The sequence below is a fragment of the Micromonospora arborensis genome (assembly GCF_003205615.1).
Classification (GTDB): domain Bacteria; phylum Actinomycetota; class Actinomycetes; order Mycobacteriales; family Micromonosporaceae; genus Micromonospora; species Micromonospora arborensis.
The window spans coordinates 33,838-52,473 of sequence record NZ_PYBV01000041.1; the positions used below are offsets into that span (position 1 = coordinate 33,838).

Annotated in this window: 13 protein-coding genes and 1 pseudogene; 9 read left to right on the forward strand and 5 right to left on the reverse strand. The window is 70.6% G+C overall.

The annotated features are described in order from the left end of the window. The first annotated feature begins 104 nt into the window (after positions 1-104). The gene (locus tag C7C45_RS35580) at positions 105-5,036 is read left to right on the forward strand and encodes a carbohydrate-binding protein (RefSeq protein WP_110566799.1); all 4,932 of its coding nucleotides are present in this window, start codon (positions 105-107) and stop codon (positions 5,034-5,036) included. Between the two features lie 214 nt (positions 5,037-5,250). Further along, positions 5,251-5,934 (forward strand): hypothetical protein, encoded by a 684-nt coding sequence (locus C7C45_RS27465; protein WP_110566801.1) that lies wholly within the window; start codon positions 5,251-5,253, stop codon positions 5,932-5,934. Between the two features lie 133 nt (positions 5,935-6,067). On the opposite strand, the gene C7C45_RS27470 is transcribed toward C7C45_RS27465, so the two are convergent. Continuing rightward, positions 6,068-6,439 carry a DUF4267 domain-containing protein gene (locus tag C7C45_RS27470; protein ID WP_110566803.1) on the reverse strand — a complete coding sequence of 124 codons (372 nt, stop codon included), beginning with the start codon at positions 6,437-6,439 and terminating at the stop codon, positions 6,068-6,070. A gap of 88 nt (positions 6,440-6,527) precedes the next feature. On the opposite strand from C7C45_RS27470, the gene C7C45_RS27475 reads away from it, so the two are divergent. Further along, a complete protein-coding gene (locus C7C45_RS27475; RefSeq protein WP_110566805.1) occupies positions 6,528-7,100 on the forward strand; it encodes a TetR/AcrR family transcriptional regulator in 573 nt (190 codons plus the stop codon). 10 nt (positions 7,101-7,110) lie between these two features. Here the strand turns inward: C7C45_RS27475 and C7C45_RS35220 are convergent, their stop codons facing one another. Further along, the gene (locus tag C7C45_RS35220; RefSeq protein ID WP_244200601.1) at positions 7,111-7,353 is read right to left on the reverse strand and encodes a hypothetical protein; all 243 of its coding nucleotides are present in this window, start codon (positions 7,351-7,353) and stop codon (positions 7,111-7,113) included. Between C7C45_RS35220 and C7C45_RS35225 the strand changes: the two are divergent. Together C7C45_RS35225 and C7C45_RS27485 are read left to right on the forward strand one after the other, a co-directional pair. Then, positions 7,297-7,452 (forward strand): annotated as a pseudogene (locus C7C45_RS35225) (GntR family transcriptional regulator); the annotation flags it as partial. The gene C7C45_RS35220 and the pseudogene C7C45_RS35225 overlap by 57 nt on opposite strands. Positions 7,453-7,618: 166 nt before the next feature. Continuing rightward, positions 7,619-10,525 (forward strand): hypothetical protein, encoded by a 2,907-nt coding sequence (locus C7C45_RS27485; RefSeq protein ID WP_110566809.1) that lies wholly within the window; start codon positions 7,619-7,621, stop codon positions 10,523-10,525. A 45-nt stretch (positions 10,526-10,570) separates the two neighbouring features. Here C7C45_RS27485 and C7C45_RS27490 read toward each other — a convergent pair whose 3' ends face one another. After that, positions 10,571-12,250, reverse strand: coding sequence for a DNA repair helicase XPB (locus C7C45_RS27490; RefSeq protein ID WP_110566811.1), 1,680 nt, complete (start codon positions 12,248-12,250; stop codon positions 10,571-10,573). Between the two features lie 173 nt (positions 12,251-12,423). Between C7C45_RS27490 and C7C45_RS27495 the strand changes: the two genes are divergently transcribed. Together C7C45_RS27495 and C7C45_RS27500 are read left to right on the forward strand one after the other, a co-directional pair. Beyond that, complete coding sequence (locus C7C45_RS27495; RefSeq protein ID WP_110566813.1) at positions 12,424-13,314, forward strand: L,D-transpeptidase family protein; 891 nt, start codon at positions 12,424-12,426, stop codon at positions 13,312-13,314. Between the two features lie 97 nt (positions 13,315-13,411). Continuing rightward, positions 13,412-13,648, forward strand: a complete 237-nt coding sequence (locus C7C45_RS27500; protein WP_110566815.1) for a hypothetical protein — start codon at positions 13,412-13,414, stop codon at positions 13,646-13,648. Between the two features lie 45 nt (positions 13,649-13,693). On the opposite strand, the gene C7C45_RS27505 is transcribed toward C7C45_RS27500, so the two are convergent. Beyond that, positions 13,694-16,177: a helicase-associated domain-containing protein gene (locus tag C7C45_RS27505; protein WP_110566817.1), complete on the reverse strand. Its 2,484-nt coding sequence runs from the start codon at positions 16,175-16,177 to the stop codon at positions 13,694-13,696. Positions 16,178-16,261: 84 nt separating this feature from the next. Here C7C45_RS27505 and C7C45_RS27510 point away from each other — a divergent pair, with 84 nt between their 5' ends. Together C7C45_RS27510 and C7C45_RS27515 are read left to right on the forward strand one after the other, a co-directional pair. Continuing rightward, the gene (locus C7C45_RS27510; RefSeq protein WP_110566819.1) at positions 16,262-16,885 is read left to right on the forward strand and encodes an HAD family hydrolase; all 624 of its coding nucleotides are present in this window, start codon (positions 16,262-16,264) and stop codon (positions 16,883-16,885) included. 27 nt (positions 16,886-16,912) lie between these two features. Continuing rightward, positions 16,913-17,299 carry a cold-shock protein gene (locus C7C45_RS27515; RefSeq protein ID WP_110566821.1) on the forward strand — a complete coding sequence of 129 codons (387 nt, stop codon included), beginning with the start codon at positions 16,913-16,915 and terminating at the stop codon, positions 17,297-17,299. Here the strand turns inward: C7C45_RS27515 and C7C45_RS27520 are convergent. Beyond that, positions 17,260-18,108 (reverse strand): 1,4-dihydroxy-6-naphtoate synthase, encoded by an 849-nt coding sequence (locus tag C7C45_RS27520; protein ID WP_110566823.1) that lies wholly within the window; start codon positions 18,106-18,108, stop codon positions 17,260-17,262. The genes C7C45_RS27515 and C7C45_RS27520 overlap by 40 nt on opposite strands. Between the last annotated feature and the right edge of the window lie 528 nt (positions 18,109-18,636).

Genomic DNA, 18,636 nt, shown 5'->3' on the forward strand with positions numbered 1-18,636 from the left:
GTGCTCGGCGTCGGCGGTTTGCTCGTACCCAACAAAGGAGAAACCTCGCCATGACGCACGCACCACGTGCGCGTAGGAAGCGAACACGCGGACTCCTGTCCGCGGTGGCGCTCATCCTCATCGCCGGACCGGCGACGACCCTGAGCCCGACGCTGGCAGGAGCGCAGACGGTCCCGACCGGCGGTAACACGCCGCTGATCAGTCTGAGCGACGGGCAGAACATCGAGGGCACGGTCCCCGTCGTCGTCGAGCCGGTCACCGAGAACGACTCGGTGACCACCCTTGCGGTCGACGGCGACAAGATCGGCGCCGACAAGACCGCCGGCACCGCCCACTTCGCCTTCGAGATGGGTGGCAACGGCACCGAGGCCCGCTACCGCAACTACGTCACGGTCAACACGCACACCGCCGAGGCGGACCGCGTCTACCTTCCGGACATTCCCGGCGGGCAGGTCGGAACCCTCGACTTTCCGGGTGACTGGCTGCAGCCGGGGGCGAACACCGTCACCGTCCACACCGGAGCGAACTGGGTCGACTCGACCACGAAGACCGCCGTCGGCTACGAGGAGTTGCCCAACGGTGAGGGTGGCCGTTGCCCCAACTACGACGACTACGCGCTGAGCAGCATCAGCCTCAGCCTGCTGGGCGTGGTCGCCGACGGCGAACAGAACCTGTTCAGCTACAGCTTCGGTGACGGCACCTGCGGCAGCTCCGCGAAGCTGCTCAACCAGGATCTGACCTTCGTCATCTCCGGCGAGCCGGGCAGCACGTCGGGCCTGCGTACCGACCTCGACACCACCAAGCTCACCAACGGTACGCACACGGTCAGCGCGACGACCCAGTCGGGCGCGAAGACGTCCGTCACGGTCGACGTCAACAACGCCCCCGCCGGTGCGGCGGCGGTGACCCCCGAAGACGGTGCCCGCGTACGCGGGACCCGGCCGGTGATCGCCGCGCTGCCCAGCAGCGGCAAGGAGCACGTCGAGTCGCTCGCCATCGACGACAAGCCCGCCGAGAACGCGGAGACGTTGGCCGCTGGCACCGCCACCCTCGGCCTCACCGTCGAGGCCGGCAACTCGGTCGAGGCGCGCTACCAGAACTACGCACTGGTCAACGGGCACCGGGTCGACCTCGGTGGCGACTACGGTGCCACCGGCGCCGAGGACGCCAAGCTGGCGTTCCCGAGCCGTTTCCTGCACCTCGGTGACAACGTCGTCGAGGTCCGGACCGGCGACTACAACGGCACCGTGAGCGGCGCGACCTGCGCCAACCACGACGACTTCACGCTCACCCGGGCGGCGACGAGCCTCACGCTGAGCACCGCGGGCACGGTGACGGCCGGCACCACGTACCTCGTCACCACCAGCGGCACGACCGTGACGAAGGCCGAGACGACCGCCGCCTCGCTGGCGTTGGGCGACGGGACCTGCGCGGCCAACAAGGACGCCGAGTTCCACTTCACCATCAACGGTGCGCCGACGACGCGTACGGTCGACACCCTCGGCAGCGGGGGCGACGCGCACCTGAAGGTGTTCGTCGGTGGCAACGGCAGCGACAACGGCTACGACAACAAGGTGCTGATCAACGGCATCCCGTTGGAAATCGGCATGTGGGAGAAGGAGGTCGCGGATCTCGCCTTCCCGAACGAGTGGCTGGTGCCGGGCGTCAACGCCATCGAGTTCGTCGCCGGCAACGACCACGGCAGCGCCAAGCCGGGTGGTTGCGACAACTTCGACGACTTCACCCTGCGGGACTTCCAGCTGCTTCCGACCGGTGCGAAGGCGACCCAGCTGACCCGGTCGATCGCGCAGACGACTGTCACCATCGGCTCGGGGAGCTACCCGGCCGGATCGCAGGTGACCACGTACATCGGTGACGGCACCTGTGGCAGCAGCTACAACTCGGTGCTGAACAAGATGGTCCTGTTCGACGTCACCGGGCAGGACGGCTCGGCGCTGCCGGCGCTGGGCAAGCGCGCGGACGTCGACACGACCACGATCGCGGACGGCGCCCACACCATCAAGGCGGTCGTCGGGGACAAGACCTCGACGCGACGCTTCACCACCGACAACACCGCACCGGAGATCGAGAGCAGTGTCCCGGCAGCCGGGCAGCGGCTGACCTCGACCGTCGCGCTCAACATCAAGATCAAGGACGCCACCGGCGTGGCCGGTACGCCGACGATCACGCTGGACGGCGCGGCCGTCAAGCAGGGTGACCAGATCGGCCACGGCCTGCCGGCCGGGGAGCACACCATCACGCTGACGGCGGCCGACGCGCTCGGCAACACCGCCACCCGCGAGGTGCGTTTCAGCAGCGCGAGCATCCCGGACGTCCCGACCGAGCTCAACTCGACAGTCAAGGACACCGACCCGCTCTCGGCGGAACTCTCCGCCCGGATCCCCGGTGCCGAGGGTGTCGGGCTGACCGCCACCTTCACCAAGGCGGACGTGGTCCTGCCGACCGAGGGCTACCAGGGTGCGGCGGCCGACGTGCCGACCACGCTGGACGTCCAGCACGACAAGAGCGTGGACGTCACCTCGCTGCGTCCGCTCGACGGCGCGACGATCGAGACCGCGTCCAGCCGCGCGGTGGTCTTCCAGCGGTACGACCTGCCGCTGGGGGCGACCAAGCAGGAGCCGACGCTGCGCTGGTCGGGCACGATCGACCCAGCGCGGATCGTGGCGCTGCGGGCGTGGAACCCGGCAACCAAGAAGTGGGTCGTGCTGACCAGTTCGCGTGGGCAGGCCGGGCAGGACACCGTCCTGACCGCGCCTGTCGACGCCGGCTACCGCGACAGTGGGACCGTGCACGTGCTGGTCACGGGTGAGGACCCGTTCGCCGACGACCTGTCCCCGCACGACGCGTCGGCGCAGAACGACAAGGATCGCTTCGAGGACCCCGACTCGTACGACTTCTCGCTGGCGCACTTCACCGACACCCAGTACATCACCGAGGGTGCCGCCGGCGGCACCTACGACGACTTCGACGGTAAGGCCGAGCCCTCGGACGTCGAGACGGTCGAGGAGCAGGCGATCTGGTCGGCCGCGTACCGCGACCAGATGCAGTGGATCGCCGACAACTCGGCCAGCCGCAAGATCGCGTACGCCGCGCACACCGGTGACGTCATCGAGAACGACTACTACGACCCGCTGGCCACCAACCCGGACGGTTCGTTGAAGCGGCCCGGTCTGCACGAGCAGGTGGAGAAGGAGTTGGCGACCGCCTCCGGTTTCCAGAAGATCCTCGACGACCACGGCGTCGTCAACCAGGTCATCGCGGGTAACCACGACGACCAGTTGGGTGCCGAGACGGGCCCGACGTCCCGGTTCAGCCGGACCTTCAGCGCCGACCGCTACTACGGGACGGCCAAGTCCTGGCCGAAGGGCACCGAGTACCACGCGTGGGACGAGGTGACCAAGGCCGACGGTTCCGTCACGCCGGGCAAGGACAACCAGAACAACTACCTGCTCTTCTCGGCCGGTGGTCTGGACTTCGTCGCGGTCGGCCTGTCGTACGGTGTGACACCCGCCGAGGCCAAGTGGGCGGACTCGATCTTCAAGCGGTACAAGGACCGCAACGGGATCCTGCTCTCCCACGACTACCTGAAGCCGTCGGCGAACCCCGACGGTCGCGGGGCGGACTTCTCCGCGCCGGACGGCTCGCCGCTCTTCAAGCAGGTCGTCGAGACCAACCCGAACGTCTTCCTGGTCCTCGCCGGTCACGAGCACGGCGTCGGCACCAACCTGAAGTCGAAGATCGGCGTCACCGTCAGCCACGACGTCGTCGAACTGCTGGCGGACTACCAGTTCTACACGGTCACCGCGGGGGAACTCTGGCCGCAGCAGGTGGCCGCCGACGGCACCATCGACGTCAACGGTGACGGCACCCCGGACCACAAGGCCACCGACCGGTTGCAGTTCGGCGCGAGCTTCCTGCGCCTGCTGCAGTTCGACGTGGACCGCGCCGAGATGCACATCGACACGTACTCGCCGCTGCTCAAGAACTTCGGGGCGACCGAGTACGACATCCGCCAGGACGGCAGCCAGCCCAAGCCGCGGTACAACGGCTCGGAGGACAACCTGACCCTGCCGGTGGACCTCACCACCCGCAAGACGTCGTTCACCACCGACTCGCTCGCCGCGTACGTGCCGTCCGGCACGGTCGGCACCGACGAGGTGGCCTCGAACGGCGTCGCCACGGCGACCTGGGACAAGCTGCTGCCGGGCACCTCGTACGGCTGGATCGTGTCGGCGAAGAGCGCCGACGGCGGCGAGGCGGTGGCCCAGCCGGCCGTGTTCACGATCGCCAAGCAGGTCCCGACGATGACCGTCACCGCCGCCCCGACCAACTGGGGCACCGCGGCGACGGTGACCGTGCGGGTCGCGGCCGGCAGCACGCCGGTCACCGGTGCGGTCGAGTTGCGCGAGGGTACGACCATCCGCGGCTCGGCGGCGGTGACCAACGGCACCGCGACGTTCACCCTTCCGGTGGGCCTCGCGGGCGGCCAGCACACGCTGACCGCGTCGTACCCCGGCAGTGTGCACCTCGCGCCGGTGGAGGCCACCGCCACCCTGACGGTGAACCTGCCGGCGGAGTGGAGTTCGTCGACGGTCTACAACGACGGGGACCGGGCCACCTACCAGGGCAGGGTCTTCCGGGCCTCCTGGTACACGAAGAACCAGAAGCCGGGCGCCGACCCGAACGGTGCGTGGCAGGAAATCGCCATGACCGAGGACGGCACCTCGATCTGGACCGCGTCGCGGATCTTCAACGCCGGCGACTTCGCCGTGTACGACGGCAAGAAGTGGCGGGCCCAGTGGTACACCCGCAACCAGAAGCCGGGTGACCGCAACGGCTCCTGGGAGGAGATCGCCCCGACGCCGCCGGACAACAGCCCGGCGGCCTGGACGCTCACGAAGGTGTACAACGCCGGTGACCGGGTGTCCTTCAAGGGGCATGTCTACGAGGCGAAGTGGTGGACTCGTGGCCAGGAGCCGGGTGACAAGAACGGCCCCTGGAAGCTGATCAAGTAAGCAGGTTCGCGTGACGCCGGCCCGGGACCGTTTCTGGTCCCGGGCCGGTGCGCTCTACCCCCGGTAGGTCACCTCACCCTTCCGGTGGAGCCACCGCCTTCCGCCACTTCTCACGTTTTGCCTGCTCCTACGCTTCGCCGAGGTCATGTGGCACTTTCACTCCGGCGGAGGGCAGATGTTGTCGAGGCGTACACGTCGGACTGTGGTTTCGGCGGTGGCCGGGGGCCTGTTCGCCCTCGGTGTGGTCGCGCCGGGTCCGGCGGCGGCGCCGCTGCCCCGCGCGGCCCAGGCCGACGGCCCCACGGTCCCCGAGCCGAGGGAGCCGCGCCCACCGCAACTCCCGGCGGACTTCCAGGGCACCGGCCGGTACATCGTGCGTGACCTCGGCATCGACGTGCCGTTCAGCTGGCAGGGCCGGGACGGCAACAGCCAGATGACCGCCGGCGGCCCGGACCACCCGATCTGGTTCACGAACCTGATCTACGAGAACGCGCTCTACACGCTCACCTACAAGTGGCCGAACATTCCGCTGTTCCCGCCGCGCGCGTGCAGCAAGGTCCCCGGGTTCTTCAACCGGCAGATCTTCAACGACAAGCTGAAGACCGCCCGCTACGTGGGGCCGGAGATCCTGCAGGGTGCCAAGGACCGGCACGTCGACCACTGGCGGGTCGGGGTCGTCGGGGGTTCCACCGTGCCGGGGGAGTTCTTCCGGTTTCCGCTCGCGCTCGGTGACATCTACGTCGACCAGCAGGATCCGAGCCGGTGGTGGCAGGTGTTGCAGTTCGGCCTGCAGAACCTCTTCGACCCGGAGCTGGACGAGTGGTTCACGCTGAACACCTTCGACCACCGCCCCGGCGAGGTGACCCTCCCCGACCGCTGCCCACCCCCCACGCCCTGACGTCGCCGCGCGCCTCGCCCTTGATCAACTCCGTATCGGCGAGGTGGCGGCATCCAAGGCCTCGGACACCGCCACATCCCCGAAGTGAAGTGGATCAAGGGGCTCGGTCAGGCGCGGCGGGCGGTTCCGGTCGTCACAGGGCGAACAGCAGGGCGGCGTCCAGGAGGACGACGACGGCGGTGGCGAAGTGGATGCCGAAGGCGACGGCTCTCGTCCCGCCGTTGCGCAGCACGATGACGGTGTCGCCCAGCGGGACGAGCGCGACGATCAGCATGAACCACGCGACCGAGTCGGCCGTGGTGAAGGCGATCAGGGCGAGGCCGAGCAACCCGAAGGTGAGGTCCTTCAGCCCTTTGACGGTCAGGTAGGCGGGGTCGCCGTCCGGTCGGGCCGGTACGCCGTACCCGGCGGCCGCAGCCTGCGGTACCAGGAGGAACCGCGCACCGATGAAGGCGACGAAGAGGCTGAGCACGATGGCGAGCCCGTAAGCGAGGGGTGACAGCATGGTCCGCTCCAATTGCTAGCGCTGCTAGATGTAGGAGCGACGCTAGCAGAGCAACGACAGCAACGCTAGCGGTGCTAGGGTTTCGGTCATGTCGACTCAGACGCGCCGGGAGCGCGAGCGGGCGGAACGGGAACGGGCGATCATCGCTGCAGCCCGCGACCTGGCCCTGGCGGAAGGCTGGGACGCGGTGACCACCCGCCGGCTCGCCGCCGAGATCGAGTACAGCCAGCCCGTCCTCTACAGCCACTTCAAGGGCAAGGACGCCATCATGGCGGCGGTCGCCGTCGAGGGCTTCGCCGAACTGGCCACCGCGCTGGTCGCGGCCCGGGCCTCGGCCGCCAACCCCCGACAGGCGGTCGCCGACGTGGCGGCGGCGTACACCACCTTCGCCGAACAGCGGCCCGCGCTCTACGACGCGATGTTCACTCTCGCCGTGGACCTGCCGTTCGCCACCCAGGGCGTCCCGACCGATCTGGCCCGGGGCTTCGCCGAGCTGGCCGAGGCGGTGCGCCCGGCGGCCGGTGACGACGACCTGGAGGCGGTCACCGAGACGTTCTGGAGTGGCCTGCACGGGCTTGTCACACTCATGCGCAGCGGCCGGCTCCGCCGCGCCGACCACGACCGGCGGCTCGCGGTACTGGTGAACCGCTTCTCCCGCTGAGGGGTCGCCGTCACGGCCGTGCGCGCCTCGCGCACGGCGCGAGGTGGTCGACCGGCAGGGCGCACCGCGCGCCGCCGGGCAGTGGCCGGTCACAGGACACCCAATGGCGTACGCCCTGCTGGTCCTCCGCCGAGACGGTCACCCCGCCCGGCTCGACCCGCGCGCTGAGCCGGACCAGTACCCGAGCTGCGGTACGCCTGGTTCGCTGCTTCCGTCTGGGCGGGTCTTGGCCGACGAGTATGACGTCTCGCAGTCCACGATCAGCCGAGCGGTGGCGACGCTGCGTAAGCAGGGTGTGCTGGTCGGTCGGCCGGGGCGCGGTGTCTTCGTCGCGGAGCCCGGCAAGCGCTGACGCGGGTCGGGCAAAGGCCGGATCGTGTTACGCCGCAAGGGTGATCATGGTCCGGGTGGCGGTCACAGACCACCCGAATCGGCTAGCCGACACCTGGTCACGCCTCGATATGCTCTGGCCCCTCGATGGCGATGCACGCCATCGTCTACGGGGGAGGGGCATCGTCGTGCGCGCACGAAGATTGCTGGCCGGGTCACTCGGCATAGTGCTCGGTGCGGGTCTGGTCAGCGTGACCGCCACGCCGGCTCAGGCCTACCAGCAGTGGGACGTAACCAAGTCCGGTTGGGCCTACACGGATTCCCAACTGCCGAAGAAGTCGTTCGTCAACCCCTCCGGGGACGCGCCGATCGGCGCGTGGGCCGACGCGGGCGGAAAGAAGCACAAGTCGCGGTCCTACTTCAGCTTCGACATCACGCGCTTCAGCGGCGCCGTCATCCACAAGGCGGATCTGGTCATCGCCGAGGGGTCGGCTGCCGACTGCACCTCGGCGCAGCCGGTCGAGTTGTGGCGCACCGATGCGATCAAGGCCACCACGAGCTGGGATTCGGCGCCGCGTCGACGCGAACTGCTCGGTACCGTGCAGGCCGGTGGCGAGGCGACCTGCCCCGGTTACCTGGCATGGGACATCATGCCCGCCCTACAGAAGTTGGCGAAGCAGGGCGTGAAGACCCTCACCGTCGAGTTCCGGGTGCCGCACGGTTACGAGGGCGACCTCTCCCACGGCCGTAAGCTCCGCCCGTACCCGTCGATCCGTACCGAGGCCAACCACACGCCGACGGTGACGCAGATCGGGCTCGAGTTTCCGTCGTGGTCCTGCGGTACCAGGGACAAGCCGCAGCCCGTGGGGGCACGCAACTACACCCTCATGGTCCGGGGCGCGGACGTGGACCCCTACGACTACGACTACTGGGGACAGTTCGCCGCCTGGCCTGTCGGCCACGAGGAACAGCGCTCCGAGCTGTCCGGATCGAGCTACTCGGGCGCCCTCTCCAAGGCCACCTGGGACATGGGGCAGTACCCGCACGGCACCGTGGTCACGTGGACCGCTCGCGCCTACGACGGTCACGACTACTCCTCCTGGGCGAAGCCGTGCTTCGTGAAGGTGGACGGCGAGCGGCCGGCCACACCCCTGATCAGTTCGGTCAAGTACCCGGACGACGGCGAGTCCCATGGCGGCTCGGGCGTACCCGGCACGTTCACCTTCAAGGCGAACGGATCAAAGGACGTGGTCGGCTACTACTGGGGCCGCTTTGGCGAGACGTACAACTACATCGCCGCTCCGCAGCCGGGCGCGGACGTCACCCTCGAATACACGCCCACCTCGTTCGTCGAGTACCTGAGCGTGCGCAGCGTGGACAGCGCCTCGAACTCCTCCGAGGTGGCTGAGTACGACTTCTTCGTCAAGTCCACGGCCCCCGGGGTCCGGGTGACCATGGGCGGTGTCGGCCTGCCGAGCCAGCTGGCGATCTCGACAAACGTCGAAGGGGTCACCGAGTTCGGCTACCGGATCGGCGACGGCGCGGAGGCTCGGGTGCCGGCAGACGCCGACGGGACCACTGTCGTCCCGGTGGTGTTCACGCAGAGCGGTCTCGTCCGGCTCCAGGTGCGCAGCTACGTCGGCGCCGAGATGGTCGGCGCGTACACCGAGGACGTGCAGGTCCGCGACACCCCGATCGTGGAATCGGCCGACTTCGTCTTCCCGGACCACGACGGCGTGGTGGACCGTGCCGGTAGCTTCACCTTCCGGCCCGGGCGGACGGGAGTGGTGGCCTACGAGTACGCGTTCCAGTACGACGAGTTCCAGCGCGTCGAGGCGGCGGCGGACGGCACCGCCGTGCTGCCCTGGACGCCTACGGAGCCGAACTGGTACACGCTGAACGTGCGCAGCATCAGCGCCGACGGCACCGCCTCGGAGACCGAGCAGTACCAGTTCAACGTCATCGACACCAAGCCGACCGTCTCCTCCAGCGACTACTACGAGTTCGGCGCGTGGGGCGGCGTGGGCATCCCCGGCGAGTTCAACTTCGACACCGCGATGCCGGACGTGGACGCCTATCTCTACCGGCTCGACGACGGTCCCGAGCAGACTGTCGACCCGGAGTACAGCTGGGCTCGGGCGACGATCACCCCCGAGCATTCCGGCAGCAACACGCTGACGGTACGCACGCGCTTCCTGGACGGATCGTTCTCGCCGACGCGGACCTACACGTTCGAGGTCAGCGATGCCCCGGTGGTGACGTCCAGCGAATACCCGGAGAACGGCGACGGAGGCCAGCCCGGCCAGCCGGGTCGCTTCACCTTCAACCCGGGCCGCTCCGACGTGGTGGAGTACCGCTACGTGCTGGAGTACAGCGGCGAGGAGCAGGTGGTCGCCGCCGGACCGGACGGCAAGGCGACCATCGAGATCGCGCCCACGCATGACGGCTCCACCCTGCTGACGGTCACCAGCCGGTCGGCGGACGGCACGGCCAGCGCCGAGCGGCGGTACTACTTCCGGGTACGCGATCCGCGGGTGAACGTGAGCAGCGTGTACGACGAGTACACGCCGCGTGGCGGGATCGGCACGGTCGGCAGGTTCGGTGTCGACACCGAGATCGGCGAGGTGAAGACCTACGAGTACCAGCTCAACGGCGGTGCCTGGCAGAGCGTGCCGAAGGAGACCGACGCGCTGGTCACTGACATCTCGGTGACCATGGATCGCAACGGCGCGAACGTGTTCTCCGTGCGGGGCCGCACCGAGGCGGGCGAGTACACGCCGCAGACGGACTACCCGTTCCTGGTCGGCACCGCGCCGCGGGTGTCGTCGACCGCCTATCCGGAGGGCCAGTGGGCCGGTGGCGTCGGCGAGCCGGGCGACTTCACCTTCACCCAGGGCGGCCCCGGGGTGGTGGAGTTTGAGTACACGGTCGACAACGGGGAGCCGGCGACGGTGGCGGCGAACGCCGCCGGGGTCGCCACCCTCACCTACACGCCCACCTCGGCCAGCTCGCACACCATAAGCGTGCGCGGGCGTACGGCCGACGGGGTGTGGTCCGACCCGACCAACTACTACTTCCTGGTCAACTTCTCCTGATCCGGCGGTGCGGTGGGTCGCCCCATCGGGGGCGACCCACCGCGTTCAGTCGAAGGTCGGCAGGGACGGGCCGAGGACGTCGTCGGCGTCGACGATCGTGTACGCGTACCCCTGCTCGGCGAGGAAGCGCTGCCGGTGCGCCGCGTACTCCGTGTCGATCGTGTCCCGGGAGACGACCGTGTAGAAGTGCGCCTGCCGACCGTCCGCCTTCGGCCGGAGCACCCGACCCAACCGCTGCGCCTCCTCCTGCCGCGACCCGAACGTCCCCGACACCTGGATCGCCACCGCCGCCTCGGGCAGGTCGATGGAGAAGTTGCCCACCTTGGAGATCACCAGGGTGCGGATCTCCCCGGTGCGGAACGCGTCGAACAGCCGCTCCCGCTCCTTGTTCGTGGTCGAGCCCTGGATGATCGGCGCGTCCAGGTATTCGCCGAGCTGGTGCAACTGGTCGATGTACGCGCCGATCACCAGCACCTGGTCGTCCGGGTGCCGGTCGACGAGCGCCTTCACCACCGGCAGCTTCGTCCGGGCGGTCGCCGCCATCCGGTAGCGCTCCTCGGCCTCCGCCGTCGCGTACGACATCCGCTCCGCGTCGGTGAGCGTCACCCGGACCTCGGTGCACTCGGCCGGGGCGATCCAGCCCTGCGACTCGATGTCCTTCCACGGCGCGTCGTACCGCTTCGGGCCGATCAGGCTGAACACGTCGCCCTCGCGGCCGTCCTCGCGTACCAGAGTCGCCGTGAGGCCCAGCCGACGGCGGGCCTGGAGGTCCGCGGTGAACCGGAAGATCGGCGCGGGCAGCAGGTGCACCTCGTCGTAGACGACCAGGCCCCAGTCGCGGGCCCCGAACAGGTCCAGGTGGGTGAACGCGCCGCCGCGCCGTGAGGTGAGCACCTGGTACGTCGCGATGGTGACCGGGCGGATCTCCTTGCGCTCCCCGGAGTACTCCCCGATCTCCTCCTCGGTCAGCGACGTGCGGGCGATCAGCTCCCGCTTCCACTGCCGGCCGGCGACGGTGTTGGTGACCAGGATCAGGGTGGTCGCCTTCGCCTCGGCCATCGCCGCCGCGCCGACCAGGGTCTTGCCGGCGCCGCAGGGCAGCACCACCACACCCGAGCCGCCAGCCCAGAACGCTTCGACCGCCTCCCGCTGGTACGACCGCAGCGTCCACGGCTTGCGCCCGTCCTTGCCGGCCTCGGCCAGCTCGATCGGGTGCGCCTCACCGTCGACGTAACCGGCCAGGTCCTCCGCGGGCCAGCCCAGCTTGAGCAACGCCTGCTTGAGTCGGCCGCGCTCGGACGGATGCACCCGGATGGTGTCGTCGTCGATCTTGTCGCCGAGCATCCCGGCGAGCTTCTTGCTCTTGGCCACCTCGATCAGCACCAGCCGGTCCAGTGCGCGCAGCACCAGCCCGTACGCCGGGTCGTTGGCGAGCTGGAGCCGGCCGTACCGGTCCATCGTCTCGGCCACGTCCACCAGCAGCGCGTGCGGCACCGGGTACCGGGAGTACTTGATCAGAGAGTCGACCACACCCTCGGCGTCGTGGCCCGCCGCCCGGGCGTTCCACAGGCCCAGCGGGGTCAGCCGATAGGTGTGCACATGCTCCGGCGAGCGCTCCAGCTCGGCGAACGGCGCGATAGCCATCCGGCAGGCCTGCGCGTCGGGGTGGTCGATCTCCAGCAGCAGGGTCTTGTCCGACTGCACGATCAGTGGTCCACCGCTCACGCCAGCGTCCTCTCCTCGGTTGGCCGTACGGCCTCCGACGGGTCGCATACCCGCCGCTGGCCGACCATCCAGTGTTGCACGGTGTGGGATGTCCAAAGAAAGATGCTCACCGGCGGCAACCGTGACGGCACTGATGAACGTCTAGTAAGGGGACGATTGTCAGGGGAGGCTCCATGAAGCATGTTCGGGTCACTTCCCGGCTGGTCGCCCTGGTGGTGGTTGTGCTGGTCGGCGCCGGTGCGTGCGCGTTCGATCCGCAGTCCGGCGGGAGTGGTGGCGGGGGAGCCGCCCCAGCCGGTGCAGCGGAACAGGCAACGGGGGCGAGCGACACGCCCGGCCCGGACCAGCGCGGCCGGTCGACGCCGGCCGCACCAACCAGCACCGCCAGCAAACCGACGCCGACCCCGACGTCGAAACCCACCCGCAGCGCAACGCCGAAGCCGACGCCCAGCACCGGTACGTCGACCGTCGCCGGCTGCCCACAGGGCCAGCACCAGCGCGCGGTGGAGACCTACCTGGCCCGGTTGGGCGGGTTCGGGGCCGTGACCGTCGACGGCCGGCAGTCCGCCGCCGACTGCGCCGCGATCAAGAAGTTCCAGAAGAGGTACGGCATTCGCCCCGTCGAGGGTCGCGCCGGACCGACCACGTTCGACGTGGCCCAGCGCCTCGCCACCACCGACCCGGCCCGTTGCAAGGCCGGCACGGGCACCACGTTCTGCGTCGACCTGACCCGGCAGACCGTCTGGGCGGTCCGCGGCGGCAAGGTGATCATGCCTCCGACGGTGACGCGCACCGGCATGTCCGGCTACCGCACCCCGGCCGGCACGTTCACCGTCAACTTCCGCAACCCGAAGGAGTGGTCCGACCCGTACGAGGTGTGGCTGCCGTACTGGCAGCACTTCACCCAGGGCATGGGCTTCCACGAGACCACCACCTACCTGCACGACAAGTCGATCGGGTCGCACGGCTGCGTCAACCTGCTGCACGCCGACGCCGTCCGCATGTGGGAGCTGGGGAAGGTCGGCACCCGGGTGGTGCTGATCGGCCGTCGCCCCGGCACCTGACCGACACGGAGCGAATCGCAGGGATAACCCCCTGTCCGACCGGTCTCCCGAGTGTCACCCTTGGAGTCCAGGGCCGGACCGGGCGGGGAGGCTGGGCATGACGGTCGACCGTGACGTGATCGCAGAGCATGAGCAAACACCACCCGACGAGGTGTCCCGCGCGACCGTGATCGCCTACGCCGTCGCGGCGACGCTCCTCGTCGGGTGGTTCCTCTTCGGCTGGCTGGTGCTCCGGCAGGGCTTCGTCGACTCGGTCGGGGAGTCCGCCGGCGCCGGCTTCGCGCTGTTGCTGGTCGTCTCGGTGGTCGGCACCGTACGCCGCAGCCGTCGCTGACCGACAGCACCCGCAAGGCAGTGCCCGTCGGGCCGCGAACGTCGGTCAGTCCGCCAGCACCGCCGCGGTGATTCGATGCAGCGCGAACGTGTGCAGCATCTCCGTCCGCTCGTCCTCGGCGCGGAGGTAGCCGGCGCCGATGGAGACCGGCTTGACCAGTCGGGACGCGGTCGCCCCGTGTGCGTCGACGTAACCGACCCAGACCAGCGCCTTGTCGCGCACCGCCTGCTGGAGCACCGCCAGGGCCTCGCTGTGCGTGTGCGCCGGCACCGGGCCGCCGCCCAGCCCGGCCGCCCCGCCACGGACCACCGCCGGTGCCCGCCGGGCCGCCCGTGCCGCCGCGTCACCCCGCCGGATGTGCTCCACCACACCGAGCAACCGGGGCATGGGCAGCTTCGGGGCGGCCAGCGGATCGAGCGTCCGAGTGGTCACCGACACCCGGGCCGGGGCCCGCCGGATCCGTGGCCGGGCCAGCACGGCGCTGCCCGTGCCGTCCTCCTGCACCGGGGCGAACCCGGCGTCGCGCAGCGCGCCCAGCAGTCGACCGACCTGGTACTGCGTGCACAGCACCGTCGGGGCGAGCCGGCGCAGTGCCAACGACTCCAAGCGGCGGTCGGCCAGCACCTCGCTGAGCAGAGCCTCGTCGTCGCTGCGCAGGTACGCCCCGGCCAACCCGACCCGCAGCCCACCGTGTTTACGGGCCACGTCGTCGACCAGGTAGGTGAGCCCCTGCGGCACCGGGGTACGCGACCGCCGCCGGAACACGTCGTGCAGGTCGTCGGCCGTGTAGCCGGAATCCAGGGCTCGCCGCACGCTTGCCGTGGTGACCCGGTGCACGCTGGCGCCACCGGCCGACTCGAGTTCGGTCATCGCCTCCAACTCGGCGGCGAGCGCCGGCTCGGGTGGGCCGGGCACCACCACCGTCAGGTCGGCCTGCACCAGGAAGTGGTCGACCGGGGCGGGCAGCAGCGCGTCCAGTGCTCGGGCGGCGCTGGACGGGTCGCCGCTCTCGACGTCGGCGTGCACGCCCAGCGGGTCGTCGCCCCGCTCGTCGGTCGACGTCAGCTCACCCAGCAGCAGCCGACCGTACGAGGTGAGCGCCCCCAGCCCGGTGACGCCGAGCTGCGCGGCCTCCGCCAGCACCTCCCGGTGGGCTGCGTCTCGGCCCCGGCTGCGGCGCGGTGCCCGCCAGTCCAGCAGGTCCTGCACTTCCTCCGGGGTGGGCGCGGTCGCCGGCTCCAGGTCGGCGAGCACGCTGAGCACCGCCCGCCGGGTGGCCGGCACGCTGGCCCGCTCGGCCTCGGCGGAGAGCGCGGTGATCGGACGGTCCCGGTCGTCCCGACGGCCGACCAGCCCCACCTGTCGGGTCATCATCAGCCACGCTCGGGCGAGCTGCTCCCAACGCTGGGCCAGCGAGGCGGCCCGCCACACCTCGTACCCGCCGGTCGGCAGCACCTGCTGATCCGCCCCGTACCGGCTGGTGGTCGCGCCGGGCATCTCCAGCTCACCGGCGAGCCCAGCCGCGTACGCCACCTCGAGCAGCAGCGCGGCGGTCGACTCGTCCAGCCCAGCGGTACGTGCCAACCGACGCAGGTCCCGTACACCGATGCCGCCCGAGCGCAGCACCGGCGCGGGCTCGTCGGCGAGTTGCTCCAGCAGCCCTTCGGTGTGTCGGACCACCTCCATCGTCTGCCCGGCTCCCGCCGAGTCGACCGCCTTCGGCTCACGCGGCGCGGCAGCCACCGGTGGCCGGCTGGTGCGCAGTGGCCCGAGCGGCCCGCTGTCGCGGCGCAGCAGCAGGCCGACCTCGCGGGGCAGCTCCACCGTGCCACTGGTCGTCGCCGACCCGGTCGTCACGGGGACCAGCAGCCGGTTGTCGACGAGCCAGCGCACCGGGGAGCCCGTTGGGGCGCCTCCGTTGGTCGGGTCGGAGAGCACCGGGTCCTCCGCACCGAGCGGCGGTGCCTGCAACGCGCCCGGGGGCACGCTGCCCACCGGTGGGCCGGCCGCCAACCGGTCCAGGATCGCCCGGGCCGAGGGTGGGGCGGCGAGCAGCGTCCGTCGAAGCTTCGCCGGGTCCGCGCAGAGCGCGGCCGTGCGCGGGTCCAGCTCCGCGGCTGGTCGGCCGAGCCCGGCGGGGTACGGGGCGACTTCGTCGACGGCGGGCACCACCTGCAGCGCGTGCTCCGGGCCGTACAGCAGGAAGAGCGCGCGCAGCCGAGCCACGGCGGCTCGGATGGCCGTCGGAGCCGGCGGGTGCGGCCCGGCGGTCGCCATCGCGAGTACGGCGTCGGTGGCCGTGGTGCCGTCGTCCGGGCTTCGGGTGAGGCGGGCCGCGTCGAGGATCTGGAGGGTGAACTGGTCCAGCCCGTCCAGCGCGCGGGCCACCGAGACCCGGGACTGGGCCCGGATGGCCAGGGCGGAGACGTCGGCCGGCACGGGCACGACGAGGTCGGGCCGCAGCTGGAGCAGCGCGGCCAGCGACTCGTCGGGCAGCGACCGCAGGTGGTCGGCGAGTGAGGTGGTCATCGTCTTTCCACGCTAGCCCGGCACCGGGCTGTCGCGCCTCTCGGACGTCCGGCCGGCTGCGAGTCGGCGGGTACGTTTCTCGGCATGTACGCCCTGACGGTCGGATTTGATCTCGACATGACCCTGGTTGACTCCCGCCCCGGCATCGCCGCGACCTACCGGGCGCTGACCGCGAGGACCGGTGTGCCGGTGGACGCGGAGTTGGCGGTGTCGCGTCTCGGCCCGCCACTGCGTACCGAGATCGCCCACTGGTTTCCGCCGGAGCAGGTCGAGTCGGCCGTTCGCGTGTTCCGCGAGCTGTACCCGGCGTACGCGATCACCCCGACGGTCCCGCTGCCCGGCGCGCGGGAGGCCATCGACGCGATCCGTGCCCGGGGCGGTCGTGTGCTGGTCGTCACATCCAAGATCGGCCGGCTGGCCCAACTGCACCTGGATCACCTCGGCCTGGCGGTCGACGAGTTGGCCGGTGACCTGTTCGCCGAGCAGAAGGCGACCGCCCTGCGGGAGCACGACGCGACCCACTACGTCGGTGACCATGTGGCCGACATGGTCGCGGCGGCGACCGCCGGGGTGCCCGGCATCGGCGTCGCGACCGGCCCGTGTTCCCCGGATGAGCTGCGCGCGGCCGGGGCGGACGTGGTGCTGGATGATCTCTGCGAATTCCCGGCGGCACTCGACGGCATGATCCAGCTAGCCTTGGAGCAGTAGCGGCTCAAGTGAAGCAGGGGTTTTCAGGTGCCTACGGGTCGAGTGAAGTGGTACGACACGGCCAAGGGATATGGCTTCGTCACCAGTGACGAGGGCGGCGACGTGTTCCTGCCCAAGGCGGCGTTGCCGGCGGGTGTCACCGACCTCAAGGGTGGCCAGCGGGTCGACTTCAGCGTGGTGGACAGCCGCCGGGGCGCGCAGGCCATGGGCGTCAAGCTGCTGGACGCGCCGCCGTCGATGGCGGAGTTGCGCCGTCGGCCGGCCGAGGAGCTACATGGGCTGGTCGAAGACATGATCAAGGTGCTGGAGGCGAAGGTCCAGCCGGACCTGCGCCGAGGTCGGTACCCGGACAAGAAGACCGCGCAGAAGATCGCTCAGCTGGTCCATGCTGTTGCGAACGAGCTGGAGGTCTGAGGCACCAGCCCGGCGGTGGCGGCGCGGTCCAGCAGTGCCGTCACCGCGGCGAACCCGGCCTCGCCCAGGTCCGCGGTGAACTCGTTGACGTAGAGGCCGATGTGCCGGTCCACCACGTCGAGTTCCATCTCCTGGGCGTGCGCCAGCACGTACTCCCGGCTGGCCGCCGGGTCCGCCCAGGCCTGCCGGACCGACTCGCGGACCCATCCGGCCGCGGCCTCCGGGTCCACCGCGCCACGTCGGGCCAGGATCGCGCCGAGGGGGATGGGCAGGCCGGTGTCGGCCTCCCACCACTCGCCGAGGTCGACCAGGGCGCTCAGGCCGTGCCGGTGATAGGTGAACCGGGCCTCGTGGATGACCAGCCCAGCGTCGTAGCGGCCGGCTGCGACGCCCGGCATGATCTCGTGGAACGGGACCACCTCGATCCGGGCCGGCGGCCGGCCGGCCGACCAGAGCCGGAACAGCAGGTACGCGGTGGTCCGGTCGCCCGGCACCGCCACCGTGGCGCCGGTCAGGTCGGTGCGGTCCGGCCCGCCCTCGCGGTCGCCCCGGGTCAGCACGAGCGGGCCGCAGCCACGACCGAGCGCGCCACCACAGGGCAGCAGGTGGTAGTCGTCGAGCAGCCACGGCAACGCCGCGAAGCTCACCTTCACCAGGTCGAACGCGCCCCGCTCGGCGGCCGTGTTGGTGACGTCCACGTCGGCGTACGTCACCTCGACCGGCGGCGCATCGGGCACCCGCCCGTGCACCAGGGCGTGGAAGACGAACGTGTCGTTGGGGCAGGGCGAGATCGCCAGAGAGAGCGCCACGCCCCTCACGTTAGCCCCGCCCCCGCCCCGCTCAGTCGCCGCGGTCCCGCACCTGTGATCTGCCGGCCACCCGCCGCCTGCCCGCCGCCTTCCCGGCTGCCGCCTTCCCGCCCGCGGCTTTCCCGCCCGCCGGCCGCCGCCTTCCCGCCCGCCGGCCGCCACCTTTCCGCCCGCCGGCCGCCACCTTTCTGCCCGCCACCTTTCCGCCAGCCGTCGTCTCTCCTGCTCCCTGTAGAGCTGCCCCGTCTGTGGGGCGCGATGCCGGCGGTGATGGTCGTCGAATCGCCGGCCCACTCGTCGACGAAAGCAGGACGGGCCACGCCTCGGGCCTCTCCGATCGTCCGCGCCGTGTCGCGGTCGGCGGGGCCGCCGGTGCCAGGGTGGGGTGGCCGTTCGCCGTCACCCGCGAGCCTCCCACCACTGCCGGCCCTCAAGTCGACTGCCGGGCCCCACGTCATCTCCCCCGGCATGATCGACACCATGTCGCCGATGTGGGGGTATCCCGCGCCGGCGGTTTCAAGCGGCGGT

What these genes read in the sequence shown, in the direction of transcription:
- C7C45_RS27470 (WP_110566803.1), bottom strand. Translation starts at nt 6,439, where the DNA reads ATGCTGTCACCCCTCGCTTACGGGCTCGCCATCGTGCTCAGCCTCTTC.
- C7C45_RS27475 (WP_110566805.1), top strand. Translation starts at nt 6,528, where the DNA reads ATGTCGACTCAGACGCGCCGGGAGCGCGAGCGGGCGGAACGGGAACGG.
- C7C45_RS27495 (WP_110566813.1), top strand. Translation starts at nt 12,424, where the DNA reads ATGAAGCATGTTCGGGTCACTTCCCGGCTGGTCGCCCTGGTGGTGGTT.
- C7C45_RS27500 (WP_110566815.1), top strand. Translation starts at nt 13,412, where the DNA reads ATGACGGTCGACCGTGACGTGATCGCAGAGCATGAGCAAACACCACCC.
- C7C45_RS27505 (WP_110566817.1), bottom strand. Translation starts at nt 16,177, where the DNA reads ATGACCACCTCACTCGCCGACCACCTGCGGTCGCTGCCCGACGAGTCG.
- C7C45_RS27510 (WP_110566819.1), top strand. Translation starts at nt 16,262, where the DNA reads ATGTACGCCCTGACGGTCGGATTTGATCTCGACATGACCCTGGTTGAC.